Here is a 13,006-nt window from a genome sequence, read left to right on the forward strand (position 1 = left end):
AAGGGGACCTGCTTGGTGCTCGCAAGCGGCTCAAGCGTGCCATACGCCTATTCATTAAAGAATTCGGTTCAGATGAAAACCCTAACACAGCAGCATCTTTGCATGAACTTGCACGAGTGCTCCATGCACAGGGCTACCTGCCTAGCGCATGCCGACTGTTTGAACATACTTTGCACATTTATAATAAGGTATTCGGCACGGAGGAGCACCCCTTCGTAGCGAAATCTCTGCACGAATTGGGCAGGGTGCTCCTGGAGCAGGGGAACCCACGTGATGCTCACCCACTATTTGAACGAGCCCTACGCATCAATACTAAGGTATATGGAACAGAGGAGCACCTGGAGGTTACGGCAACCCTGCACGAGCTGGCTGCGGTGCTTATGCTTCAAGGCGATCTAAAGGCCACTCGTAAACTGCTCGAACGAGTTGTCGCCATTGAAGAACGTATCTACGGTACGCGAGATCATTTCTCGATAGCGCAAAGCGAAATTTTTCTCGGCAGTGTCCTTCTTAACTTGGGTGATCGCCAGCGTGCCATCGATCTCTTACAACATGCCTATCGAGTATACTTTACTCAGCTCGGCCCAGAGCACCCTCAAACAAAGCAGCTTTCCACTTTGTTCAAACGCTTTTAAGGTGAACTCTGCTCAGCAATAACCATATCTCCCAGTCCTTGAAGTAAGAGCAGCCGTTGATAGAAGAAGCGACTGCAATCGGCAAAGAGCCTATTTCGGTAGGCTCCATTCTTGGCTGACTGCTCCTCGGACATGGAACCGGCGAAGCACCTACCGAAACAGGCTCAAAACTGCTGCTAGTCTTGCTGAAAATGGATCACATGGGTCGACCGTCTAGGCCGGCAGCGGAGCGGTGAGCGCCGCGAACATCATCTTCAGCACCGAGTCGCGCGCCACCAGCAGCTTCGTCGAGCCCAGCACCCACTTCACCGTCCGCCGGGAGATCTTCACCGGCTGCTTCTCCAGCACCGCCTCGTTCCCGTACACCTTGCGCAGCGTCATCACCGCCAGGAACAGCGGCCACAGGCAGAACAACCGGATGCCGTGCTCCTCCCTCGGCAACGCCATCACGTACTCGAAGGCCTGGCGCAGCTCCCGGTGCGCCACCGCCACCAGCTTCCCGTGCGCCTTCATCGCCTCGCCCCGCTTGTCCGGCGCCAGCAGGGACTCCGGCGTCACCCCGTACTCCGCCAACACCGTCCTCGGCAGCCAGCAGCTCCCCCGCTCCAGATCCTCCCGCACGTCCTTGAGGATGTTCACCAGTTGCAGCGCGTTGCCGAACGCCACCGCCCTCGGCTCCAGCTTCCCCGCCCGCTCCGCCACCGCTGGCGAGTACCAGGTGAACAGCCGCGTCAGCATCTCCCCCACCGTCCCCGCCACGTAGTAGCAGTAGCGCATCGTCTCCTCGAGGCTCTCCAACCCCAGGCCTCCTCCCGAGACGCGCCCCTTGTCCCCCATCCTCCCCATCCCCTCCGTCATCGTCGCCACGCACGCCGCCACGTGCTCGCGCACCGGCGCCTCGTGCACCGCCAGCGCCTCCAGTACCCGGGGCATCCCCTCCAACAGCCGCAGCTCGGCCGCCGGCGTCTGCGCCCGCAGCTCCCGCAGCGCCTCCCGGGTGAAGCGCCTCGCGTCCTCCTGCCAACCCTCCGGCAGCCTGCTCAACCGCGCCAGCTCCGCCAGCAGCGCCGCGCTCGCCGGGCCGTGCGCCTCGTCCTCCAGTGTGTCGGCGATCCGGCACAGCAGGTAGGCCACCATCACCGCCGTGTCCAACGGGCCGGGCAGCACCGGGATGTTCAACGCGAATGTGCGCGACACAGCGGGCAGCACCTCGCGACAGAAGGAGACGGCGTCGGGTTCGTTCCGCGGCGACATGGTCGGCGAGAGGCTCAGCACAGAGGCGCGGGATTCAACCCCACCCGGGCTCCAGGTGCACGGAATCCCTTCACCCCGTCATCGCTCTGGTGCTTCTCGCTGCTCCGCGCCCGGCTTCTGCCCGGCTGCGTCACGCTCCAGTGGCTCCAGGGCGTTCACCACATAACCGTCCTCTTCCAGTGTGAAGCGCGCCCGCACCTCCTGTCCTGCCTGGAGCGCCTGGCGCCGGTCCGGGCTGAAGCGCGTTTCCTCCGTCAGCTCGAGCGGGAAGACGGCCCCGCCGTGCCGCAGCCAGAGCTGGTCGCCCTGCACCTTCACCACCTCGCCGTGGAGCTCGCCTTCCTTCCCGGTGCCGGCCAGGCCGGAGCCGCCCGTGCCCTCCTCGGCCTCCGGCGTGACGGGCGAGTCGTCCGACTGCGGCGTCTGGCGGAACTCGTCCATGTTGTCTGGGAGATCCTCCGGCCTGTCCGCCCCCTGCTGCGCGCCCGCCACCGGGCCCACCAGCCCGAGCACCGCGAGCCATGCCAACGCCTTGCCTGCCATGGGTGCCTCCTGTGCTTCCGCTGCCCTCCTATGGAGATGGAGCGCCCGCGCCGCCCTGGCCCGGTGACTCCCCCGCGGAGGAGGCTGGCGGGAGGGCCTCGTCCGAGAGCAGGAGGGCCAGGAGAGCGCCCTCCTCGATCTGGGTGAGAGGGATGACGTTGCTGGGAATGCGCAGTGTCACGGGGACGGGAGGGCCCCGGGTCTCATCGCAAGTACGCCAGCCCGAGTAGTGGTTGCCGGCCAGGGGCAGCGAGTAGCCGCAGCCCCCCACCGAGCCGGCGATTCCCGTGGGCGTCACGGACAGCTCGGCCGTGTCGGCGCCGAACCAGCCGCGCAGCTCCACCCCGGGCTGGGGCGAGCGAGGAAGGGCCACGAGCTCCACGGAGGCGCCGGCCGCCTGGCCGGTGATGTTGCCCTCCTCGTCCCATTTCAGCTCCACCGGGAGGCCTCTCAGGGTGCCTCGGAGACCATTCCCGGAGCGGCGCAGCTCGAGGCCACCGCCGGAGATGCGCCTGGATTCGACCCGAACCTGGAGGCGGCGCTCGCCGACCTCGAGGAGGAGGAGCGCTCTACCGGAGACGGTGACCTCGGCCGCCGCGGAGGAGCCGAGGCCCAGCGCGAGCACCAGCACGAGCGAAGCGAGGACACCGCGCCTCGGGGAAGCGGGCTGCGTCAAGGTGGACCTGCCTTTCGTCACCACCCCTCAAGCTAGGGGCGCGGGTGAGGGACAGGCACGACTGCTCCCTCGGATGCTCCGGGGGCGGACCACGGGAGCCCCAGGAGCCCTTGGGAATCGACATTCAAGGTGAGGGCAGCACCTGCTCCAACGCCGCGAGCAGCAGGCCAAGCTCGGATTCCCGCTCCGATTCGAGGCCAATCCGCACCCCGAAACGAAGGGTGACCTGACCCAGGACGAAGATGGCCGGATTGCTTCTCTCGGCCACATCCTGGCCGAACACCCTCAAGGCTTCGAGGAGAACGGTCCGAGGCGTTCCATCCGGTGCGACCACGTCCAGATACGAGTGGACGGGATTATGACCCGGCGGAACCGAGATGAGTTGGCGCTCGGTGAGAGTCCCCGGGCTCGTATCGGGAAGTGATGAGGCATCCTGGGGCCAGGAAAAATTCCGCCCGTGCAGGTACAAGAAGGCGTTGACACCCGTCTGGTCGTTTCGGGAAACCCGATGTGCGGTCGCGTACATCAGTTCAGTTCGTAGTGACGAGGAGGACGCTGCTGCCCGGGTACATCATCCAGCAACCGCCTGCCCGAGGGGAATCGTTCCAGGGCCTCCGCGGATCTCCTTCGCTCCGCATCGACGAACTCCCGGAGCATGCTGGCCAACTCCACGCCGCGCCCCTGCTTCGAGAGCAACATGGCCAACGTCTCAGGCGGTTCGCCTGGAAACTTTTCCCGGACATACCGGACATAGTCCTGCTGGATCCTCGCTACCTCGTTCTTCAAGGAAGGGCTCAGGGTCAGCAGGCGGACTTCCAGCAGTTGCAGGACCTGCAACTCGACACTCTCGTCCGATCCCCACATCTCGGGAACACGCAGCAGCGATTCGAGCCGCTCATCGATGAATTCGAGCAGTGTCCGTTGCAACAGGCTCATTGCTTCACCGCCACTTGATTCTCGTCCCAATCCCGCCAGGCCAGGCGGTCGGGATAGAGGTAGTGCTGACCTGCATACGATGGCGCGGGAGTACCATCGACTCCCGTCAGCGCATCGACGACATGCTGGTGCACGTGGACGGCGACATGCTCCCACCATCGCATTCCACGCTTGGGAACCAGGAAGCGTCCTTCGAGTGGAACCAACCTGCGGGCTCGCGCCGATGCTTCGAGCTCACGGGCAATGGGGAGGATCTCCCTCGCGGCAGCCTCACAGCGATTGCTCTCCGCAGGATATCTGTCGAGCACTTCAGACACTTTCTCGCGCTGGGCTGGCATCCAGGAAATGGGCATTCGGCGTAACGGTACCCGCTGCGCGGCTTGGATGCATCCCTTTATTGACCTGAAAGGTGGTGTCCGAGCACCCTTTCTGCCCGGTTCAACCGTACGATGCGGCGCGGATCGATTCCAGGCAGGCACCCTCACGGCACCGCGCGCACTGGATCCTCGTGGTGGTCGTGTCCCGGCCCACCGAACGTGCCCGGCCAGGGAGCCTCCGCCGGCTCCAGCTTCGGCAGCATGAAGCGTTGGAAGCGCGCCTTGCTCTCCGCGAAGGGTGGATCGCACTCGCCGCACGTCGTCGCTCCGTCCATCAACGTCAGCGACCCCGGACCCAGCTCGAACAGCTGCGGCACGCTCCTCGGCGTGTAGCCCAGCTCGCAGCGGAAGGCCTCGCTCCCGTCCTTCGCCCTCACTCCCACCAGCATGGGTTTGCTTCCCTCCGCCGCGAAGCCCAGCACCAGCGTCTGCTTCACCCCACCCTCCGGCCACGTTCCCAGCCGCAACTCCTTCGAGGTGAAGCTCGAGCCCACGGGCAACGCGTACGTCCATGCCGGCGCCAGCCCCGGCACCCTGTACCCTCGCAGCCGCGTGGACTCCCGCGGCACCACGTCCGGGTTCACCGTCGCTCCCTCGGGGCTCGGCACCAGCACCTCGGGTGTCGCCACCGCCCTCCCCAGCTTCGAGGGCAGCGTCCCCACTGCTCCACCGTCCGACGTGCGCAGCGGCTCCGTGCCTCCCTCGGGCATCAGCAGTCCCCGCACCAGCCCCAGCTCGCCTCCTTCAAAGGGCAGCGTCCTCCTCCAGAGCGGCACCCCGTCCGACGAGAACGCCATCACCAGCGTCGGAGCTCCCGCCCTCAGCGGCGCCCCCGTGTTCATCGTCGGCGAGAACGTCACGTACAGATCCCCCACCGTGTCCGACGCCAGCCCGAACGGGTGCGGGTGGTTGCACTCGGACAGCAGCGGATCCTCCAGCGCCCGCGCCGACACCATCCCGCCCATCGCGTCTAGCACCACCAGGTAGTACAGCCGGCACTGTGTCCTTGAGTCCTGCCCCACCGGGTACGCCTCGAAGAGCGCCGCCAGCCGATCCGGCGCCATCACCGCCAGCCGCGCCAGGAAGAGCGTCGAGGTCCTGTTCGCGATGTCCGGCCGCGCCCCCGCCAGTTCGAACGACCAGCGCGGTGTCCCCGTCGCCCGCTCCATCAGCGACACCTGCCCCTGCCTCGGCACGTCCATGCACAGCAGCCGCTCGTTCCACAGCATGCACCGCCGGCCCGAGACCGGCGTCTCCACCCGCGAGGCCTCCGTCGCTCCCAGCACCGCCGGCGTGAAATAACCCGACAGCGTCAGGTCCCCCGTGGGCCCCACCATCATGTCGTGCAGCTTCTTGCCCTCGGCCGCCGCGTCGTACTTCCACCCCGGCGCCAGCACCTTCGCCGGTGGCCGCACGCACACCGGGCCCTGGCACCGGCCCTCCTCCTGGCACGGCGAGGCCGGCGCGCACACGAAGTGATCCGGCGGATCCCCCTTCACGCACGCGCCCTCCACGCACACGTCCGCCAGATCGCACCCGCGCGTCTCTCCACAGAAGGTGCCATTGGCCGCCGGCCGCAGCTGGCATCCCTTCCGGGCATCGCAGTAGCCCTCCTGGCACGCCCCATCCCCCGGACACGGCGGCGCCGGCACCGACTGACACCCGTCCAGCGGGGAGCACACGTCCGTGGTGCACGCATTCCCGTCATCACACACGCGCTCGCGGCCACCGCACCGGCCCTCGCGGCACACCGCGTCCAGCACGCACTGGTTGCCCGGATCGCACACCGTGCCGTCCGCCAGCACCTCCTCGACGCACTCCTCCTTCACCACGTCGAAGGTGAAGCGGTGGCAGGCCACCGGCGTGGGGCACGAAGGCACCGGCTGGCCCTCGCCCGACAGCCGCAGCGTCACCGTGCGGCCCCCCTCGTCCCGGCCCACCAGCGTCGCCGCCACCGGCCCCGCCGCCTTGGGATCGAAGCGCACCTTCACCGAAGGCTCCCCCCCAGGCTCCACCCGCTCGGGCAGTCCCTCCACCGAGAAGGGCTCGGGCACCGGGTCCCATTCGACCCGCGCCGAGGCCCGGCCCTCGCTCACCAGCCGCACCGAGCCCTCCCGCGAGGCACCCACGTACGTGGCCGGAAAGGCCACTGCCTCCTGTGAGAAGCGCACCTGGCTGGTGGAGTCCGTCAGCGGCGGCTTCTCCTCACGGCAGGCCCCCAGGAGCCCCGTGAGCAGGAGCCCCATCCACATCAGCCTCCGCGCCCCGCGTCTCGTGTCGTGCGTCATCGGTCAGCCCCCGGGTTCCCGGGAGATAGGCCTCCCCCTTCCGGGCCGCGAGGGGGCTCCCCTCCTTTCCGGGCTTTCCCGTTCACCGCATCACCCTCGGGGGCACTGGCGTTTCTACGGTCTTCCCGGGTGGGGAGTCTTTCCAACCCCCCGAAAACACTGGAACCACCCCCGGTACGGTTCTCGCACGGCCTGGAGACATGGCTTCCATCGAATCCGCCATTTCCGAGCAACTGGCGCAGGCCTTCACCGTCTACATCCCGCTCGCGCTGCAGCCGCGGATGGATCAGCTCCCCCCGGACGTCCGCCACACCCTGCTGGGCGAGCTCTTCCGGCTGGCCGTCCAGGCCTGGCACGAGCGCTGCCTGCTGCCCCGCCAGGGCCCCGTCACCCTCGAGTTCTTCCTGGCCGGCTGCGACGTGGGCATCGAGCTGGATGCCTCGCGCGCCCTGCTCTCACTCGTCTCGCTGGTGCGTGGCCGGCACTGAGCCGCCCGGTTGCCTTTCCACAACTCCCGTTGTCCCCAGGGCCCTCTGTTTCTTCACTGGAGTAATAGAGGTATTGATCAAACAGGGGTAACAGCAGGGGCTGTGGGCTTGTGGAAAAGTCTGGAAGCACTCGGAATCATTCAGGATCTCCGGATGTGCTACATGTGGGGAAGTTGGCGCTTATCCCCGGGCTTCCACAGGGCCGGGTGAGTCCGCCGGGTTATCCACAGGGACACCCACAGCCATCCACAGGCCGTCCACAGGGTGTGTGGGCTATCCTCGGCGCCCATGTCCGGACCGGCCAAAGAGTCTCAGACGCTGAGCTCCCCCAACCTCGATCTGCACTTTGGCGAGCGCATCGGAAGGTACCAGGTGCTCGCGCAGCTGTCGGTGGGGGGGATGGCGGAGCTCTTCCTGGGCTTCACGTCGGGGCCGGGCGGGTTCCGCAAGTATGTAGCACTCAAGAGGATCCTCCCGGACGCGCGCAGCAACGAGCAGTTCGAGAAGATGTTCCTGGATGAAGCGCGCATCACCGCGGCGCTCAACCACCCGAACATCGGGCAGGTGTTCGAGCTGGGGCAGGACGATGAGGGCCTCTTCCTGGCGATGGAGTTCATCGCGGGGCAGAACCTCAACCAGATCACCTCCGTGTGCCGCCGCAAGGGCGTGGTGCTGCCGCCGGGCTTCAGCCTGTCGGTGGCGCGGGACGTGTGCCTGGCGTTGCACTCGGCGCACACCTTCACTACGCCGGGCGGAAAGCCCTACCCCGTCATCCACCGGGACGTGGCGCAGAAGAACGTGATGGTGGCGTACGACGGGGTGGTGAAGCTGCTGGACTTCGGCATCGCCAAGGCGCGTGACGGGGCCAGCCGCACGCAGGTGGGGATGGTGAAGGGCACCGCCGGGTACATGTCTCCGGAGCAGGTGCGCTGCGAGCCGCTGGATGGCCGGAGTGACTTGTTCGCCGTGGGGGTGATGCTCCACGAGCTGTTGACGGGCAAGCGGCTGTTCGCCGGGGAGACCGAGCGCCAGGAGATGGAGATGATCCTCGAGGCGCCGGTTCCGGAGCCGACGGCGCTGGTGCCCTCGATTCCGTCCGAGGTGTCGGCGGTGGTGCTCAAGGCGCTGACGCGCAACCGGGAGGAGCGCTACGCGAACGGCCGGGACATGGCGAGGGCGCTCGAGGCGGCGGCGGGCCCGCTGCTCTTCGATGCCGAGCAACGCGCGGCCTTCATGCGCGAGCACTTCCAGAATCGGATGGAGGTGACGCGCCGGTTGCTGGAGAGCGCGGACGAGGCGAGCGGGCAGGTTGACTCGGGGACGGCGCGGATGCTGGGAGGCGCGGTGGAGGCGGAGCCGACCCCGGTGCGGACGGAGAGACAGCCCGCGGCGCGCGAGCGCCCGAAGCAGCCGGTGCAGGGACGGAAGCGTGAGGAAGGGGCGCGGGAGCAGAGCGGCACGGCCCGGCTCGAGGCTCCGGTGTCGGGGACGCGGGCGGTCGCCACGACGGGCAGGAAGGTGACGCGGACCGCCACGAAGGAGCACGAGGTTCCGAGGGAGCCCGGGGCTTCGAAGGAGCCCGGAGTCACGACGGAGCAGCCGAAGGCGGGGGCGGGCAGGTTCTGGGGAGCGATCCTCGTGCTGCTGGTGGTGGGAGGAGGCCTGGGTTTCGGAGCGGTGAAGCTGGTCGCGGCGATCCAGGAGCAGGAGACCACCGGGGCGCCGGCCGTGTTCGTGGGAGACCCGTCTCCGATGACGCCCATCCAGCTGAACGGCGAGGAGCGGAAGGCGGGAGGCACGGATCCGTCGGAGGGTGCCACCGCGGAGGCGGGAGCGAAGCCCCCGGTGGAGACGAAGGACACTCAGGCCGTGGTGAAGAAGGACGGTGACGGCGATTCCCCGAGGAGCGTGAAGCAGCAGGGCTCGCTGACGCTGGTCATCCTGCCGGAGGCGGAGGTGTTCCTGAACGGGCGCTCGTTGGGCAAGACACCGCTGTTCAAGGTGCCGGTGCCGGTGGGCAAGCACCTGCTGATGATCAAGGGAGCGGACAAGAAGAAGAGGGAGCTCTCGGTGCCCATCGAGATGGGCAAGACGGCGCAGTTCAAGCTGTCGCTGACGGACATCCCCGAGAAGTGACCACCCCTTCCACCCTCTCCCTCTGGGAGAGGGCCGGGGTGAGGGTATCCGCTCCCCGGATCAATCCCGTGTAACCCCTCCCCTGCCTACTTCCTGGTGGGATCGGCGCCTGGGGGAAGACCCTCGACGAGGAGCATCTCCGTCTGAGTGCAGGCCTGCCGGAGGGCCTTGGCGGCGGCGTACTCGGGAGAAGCCCACCAGGCGCGGGCCTGCTCGGTGGAGGGGAACTCCAGGATGACGAAGCGCTTGGGGTGCCACGAGCCCTCGAGTGCCTCGGTGGCGCCTCCGCGCGCCAGATAACGGCCACCATAGGAGGCGATCGCCGGCGGAGCGAGCAGCTTGTAGCGCTCGTAGGTCTCCGCGTCCTTCACCTCGATCTCCACGACCACGTAGGCGGGCATGTTCAGGACTCCGGGTGGGCCGAGGGTGAAGTGCGAGCGGCGAGGCGCAGCAGCTCATCATCGGAGAGCTGATCGGTGGCGAGGGCGGAAGGCTCGGTCTTGACGCGATCCACCTTGCCGTCGCGGGCGATGTGGAATTCACCGACACCCTGGCCGGGAATCCGCGAGACGTCTACGCGGGCCTCGTTGAGCATGGGCTTCATCTTGTCCAGGGCGGTCTTCTCCTTGACGCGGCCGATGAACCAGGAGCGGATGGTGTCGCGGCACTTGTAGTCGAAGTCACCGGGGCTCTGGGTGGCGAGCATCAATCCCAGACCTGCCGAGCGGGCGCGCTTGAGGAGGTTCTCCATGGGCTGCTTGGTGGAGGGCTGGCGCATGGCGGGCAGGTACAGGTCGGCCTCGTCGAACATGAGCACGGCCTGCAAGCCATTGGAGGGATTGCGGTTGAGCCAGCGCGTCACCTCGATGAGCAGCTGGGACACCCAGAAGAGGACGTTGTTGTTGTCGCCGAGGAACTTGGTGCTGATGATGGTCAGGCGCGTCCTGCCGGACTTGGCGTGGAGGCCGCGGCCGAGCAGCAGGTCCATGTCGAGCTTCTCGGCCTCGGAGCCCAGGAGCAGCTTCGCGTCGATGCGCAGCCGGTCGAGGTCATCGGCGAGCTTGTCGAACAGCTTCATGTCCAGGCGGCCCGCGGCGTTCACCAGGCGCGGATCCTTGTCGCCGATGAACTTGACGAGATTCTCCAGGCTGACGCTGTCCTGGGTGAGCTGCACGTACTGATCGAGCGCCTGCGCCAGCAGGGTGCGGCAGGACTTGTCCCGGGGGCTCTGCCGGTAATCCAGCATGCCGGACAGGGCCTCGGCGGCGTGGCGGGTGGCCTGCTGCCTGTCGAAGTCCGAGAGCGAGGCGAGCCCATCCGGGACGATGGGGATGGCCAGCGGGCGGCCGTGGGGGTGGCCCGGGGTGAAGAGGGCCACGTCGAGCCGCTCGTGGAGCTGGTTCCTGCGCGCGTTGCGGCGGGCATCCTCGATGGGATGGGTCCAGAAGGAATCCGTGGCGTAGCCAGCGAGATCTCCCTTCCGATCGACGAGGATGGTGGGGATGCCCTGGAGCAGGAGCTGCTCCACCACGTTGAGGGCGAGCGTCGTCTTGCCACTGCCGGAGCCGCCGAGGAACGCGGCATGCCGGGTCAGCTCGTCGGGGGAGAAGAGGACGGGCTCGCGCAGCAGGCTGTCCACCTCACCGATGCGGATCGGATCCCGCTTGCGTGGGGGCATGGGAGGCACGGGAGCTGGAGGCTTCACCGTCACCGGAGGGGCCACGGGCCGGGTGCTCGGCGCGGGCGGGGTGGCCTCCGGTGGGGAGACCACGGGCGTGCCGAAGGGAGGCGTGGCGGCCGGGGGCAGGGGCATGGGCACGGGGGTGAGGGCGGGCCCGGTGGCCACGGGGGCGGGGTTCGCCGCGGAGCGCAGGTCATCCAGGTGGAGGATGTCGCGCAGGGGCTTGAGCTGGGTGAGGGGCCGGCTCGTGCGCAGCCAGGTGGCGAAGTCGGGACGGGACTCGTGCTGCCGACGGAACTCGCGCAGGGCGAGCAGGGTGCGGTAGTCGCTGTCCTCGATGACCGCGCGGCGCCCTCCCTTGCTGATGAGCTTGCCGAGCTCGATGGCGGTGGCCGCCTTCGGGTTGCTCGGGAAGTCGCTGGTCCGCACGACGACGGCCGTGCGGCCCCGGGCCAGCTTCCGGGCCTGCTCGATCTGATTCACGAGCCCGCCCCGCTGGGTGCCCTTGTTGCACAGCGTCACGCGCAGCCGCTGATCCCCCGGGGACATGTCCACGTGGAGGGCCTCACCCTCGGTGCGGACCTCGACGCGGTGGCCGGTGTCCAGCTCGTCCATGCTGGCCCGGAGCGCCCACGTGAGGAGCTCGGCGAGCTTCTTGTCCTCCTCGGGAGGTGGCGTGGAGTGCGTGGAGCGGAAGTCGTTCCAGGCCTGATCCAGCTCCTGGTGTTGCTTCTTCTTCTCCTTCTCCGAGGAATCGGTGCCCGGCGGGGCCTTGAGCTCCAGGGGGAAGCGCTGGGGCAGCGCGCCATCGCGGACGGCCTGCTCGCGCCAGCGGCGGCAGGCGTCGAGCACCTCGCGCGTGCTCCTGCCGGACAGCGCCTCGAAGCCCTCGTGGGGGAAGGGGTAGGTGGGCTCGGCCGGATCGAAGGGCGCGTCCTCCACCGCGTACAGGTGCTCCAGCCGGCGCTCGGTGATGAGGCGTGCCTCCTCGGCCGTGCGCAGGTGCCCCAGCTTGATGGTGTCCGGGTCGCGCTCGATGCGATCCAACAGGGACTTGGGCAGCTGGCCGCTCAGGCCCGTCCAGAAGTTGTGCAGGCAGCTGATGACGACGATCGACGAGGGCGCGCGCTCGGCGAAGTCGCACAGCATGTGCATGGCCCGCCGGAAGGACTGCGCGTTGGTGGCCTCGATGTCGAAGCCCTCGAGCTGATCCACGCACAGCACGAGCGACTGGTTGAGCGCCGCCGCGAGCCGGCCGAGGTGCTCCACCATCTCCTGCGGGTGGTTGTCGTAGATGCGCGGCACCAGCCCGCCGAGCACCTTGCGATCGCTGTCGGACAGGTCCTCGCAGCGCAGGTACTTGAGGACGCGGCCGCGGATGCGCGTGTCCTCGCGCTGGAGGAAGAGGAGCGCGCGCAGCAGGTCCAGATCGAGCTTCTCGAAGCGGGGCTGCTTCTGGAGATCATCCGCGGCGAACTCCACCAGCTTGGGGATCTCCTCGGGATCCGCCTCGGGATCCGCCATCAGGGCGGCCACCGGGCCGCAGTGGGCGAGCAGCGCGTCGGAGAGCTTCTGCAACCCGGAGCGGGGCTCGGACGGCTCGCTGTAGGGCTGATCGAGCGAGTCGATGAGGTTGGAGAGGACGTAGCGCCCGTAGTTGGACGTGGACGTCGTCATCTGCATGTAGCCCACGAAGCCGAGCGAGCGCTCATGGGCCATGGTGCGGAAGGCCCGCAGCAGGTGCGTCTTGCCGCAGCCCGAGTCGCCGAGCAGCAGCAGGATGCGGCCCGAGTCCAGACCGGGAGGCGTGGTGGCGCGCAGGAGCAGGCGCTCGAAGGCGGTGCGCGCCTCCTGGTGCACCGTCTCCACGTCGAAGGGATCCTCGCGCCAGACCTCGTGGCGGTGCTGGATGGAGTGGAAGACCTCGGTGCGGTCGGAGAGGAAGGCGGCGAGGCGGTTATCGGTCTGGGTCATCGGCAATCCCCCGGGTGC

Annotated in this window: 11 protein-coding genes; 3 read left to right on the top strand and 8 right to left on the bottom strand. The window is 67.8% G+C overall.

Annotation, left to right across the window (positions count from 1 at the left end; all coding sequences use genetic code 11):
* Positions 1–635, top strand: a 635-nt coding sequence (locus NR810_RS29585; RefSeq protein WP_257457631.1) for a tetratricopeptide repeat protein, incomplete at its 5' end; no start/stop codon positions are given.
* Positions 636–848: 213 nt separating this feature from the next.
* Here NR810_RS29585 and NR810_RS29590 read toward each other — a convergent pair.
* From NR810_RS29590 to NR810_RS29615, 6 genes are all read right to left on the bottom strand, one after another.
* The gene (locus NR810_RS29590; protein ID WP_257457633.1) at positions 849–1,889 is read right to left on the bottom strand and encodes a phytoene/squalene synthase family protein; all 1,041 of its coding nucleotides are present in this window, start codon (positions 1,887–1,889) and stop codon (positions 849–851) included.
* Positions 1,890–1,967: 78 nt separating this feature from the next.
* Entirely contained in the window at positions 1,968–2,432 is a 465-nt protein-coding gene (locus tag NR810_RS29595) for a hypothetical protein (protein WP_257457634.1), read from the bottom strand.
* A gap of 28 nt (positions 2,433–2,460) precedes the next feature.
* Positions 2,461–3,108 carry a hypothetical protein gene (locus tag NR810_RS29600; protein ID WP_257457635.1) on the bottom strand — a complete coding sequence of 216 codons (648 nt, stop codon included), beginning with the start codon at positions 3,106–3,108 and terminating at the stop codon, positions 2,461–2,463.
* 124 nt (positions 3,109–3,232) lie between these two features.
* Positions 3,233–3,634: a hypothetical protein gene (locus tag NR810_RS29605; RefSeq protein ID WP_257457637.1), complete on the bottom strand. Its 402-nt coding sequence runs from the start codon at positions 3,632–3,634 to the stop codon at positions 3,233–3,235.
* Complete coding sequence (locus tag NR810_RS29610; RefSeq protein ID WP_257457639.1) at positions 3,634–4,044, bottom strand: hypothetical protein; 411 nt, start codon at positions 4,042–4,044, stop codon at positions 3,634–3,636. The genes NR810_RS29605 and NR810_RS29610 overlap by 1 nt, the downstream gene beginning before the upstream one ends.
* Before the next feature lie 481 nt (positions 4,045–4,525).
* Entirely contained in the window at positions 4,526–6,667 is a 2,142-nt protein-coding gene (locus NR810_RS29615) for a tenascin-X (RefSeq protein ID WP_257457640.1), read from the bottom strand.
* A gap of 242 nt (positions 6,668–6,909) precedes the next feature.
* On the opposite strand from NR810_RS29615, the gene NR810_RS29620 reads away from it, so the two are divergent.
* Together NR810_RS29620 and NR810_RS29625 are read left to right on the top strand one after the other, a co-directional pair.
* Positions 6,910–7,197, top strand: coding sequence for a hypothetical protein (locus NR810_RS29620; RefSeq protein ID WP_257457641.1), 288 nt, complete (start codon positions 6,910–6,912; stop codon positions 7,195–7,197).
* Between the two features lie 288 nt (positions 7,198–7,485).
* On the top strand, positions 7,486–9,333 hold the full coding sequence (locus NR810_RS29625; protein WP_257457642.1) for a serine/threonine-protein kinase: 1,848 nt from the start codon (positions 7,486–7,488) through the stop codon (positions 9,331–9,333).
* 86 nt (positions 9,334–9,419) lie between these two features.
* Here the strand turns inward: NR810_RS29625 and NR810_RS29630 are convergent, their stop codons facing one another.
* Together NR810_RS29630 and NR810_RS29635 are read right to left on the bottom strand one after the other, a co-directional pair.
* Positions 9,420–9,734, bottom strand: coding sequence for a DUF1330 domain-containing protein (locus NR810_RS29630; protein WP_257457643.1), 315 nt, complete (start codon positions 9,732–9,734; stop codon positions 9,420–9,422).
* A gap of 2 nt (positions 9,735–9,736) precedes the next feature.
* A complete protein-coding gene (locus NR810_RS29635; RefSeq protein ID WP_257457645.1) occupies positions 9,737–12,988 on the bottom strand; it encodes a helicase HerA domain-containing protein in 3,252 nt (1,083 codons plus the stop codon).
* Positions 12,989–13,006 lie beyond the last annotated feature (18 nt).

Origin of the sequence: Archangium lipolyticum (genome assembly GCF_024623785.1) — a bacterium.
Classification (GTDB): domain Bacteria; phylum Myxococcota; class Myxococcia; order Myxococcales; family Myxococcaceae; genus Archangium; species Archangium lipolyticum.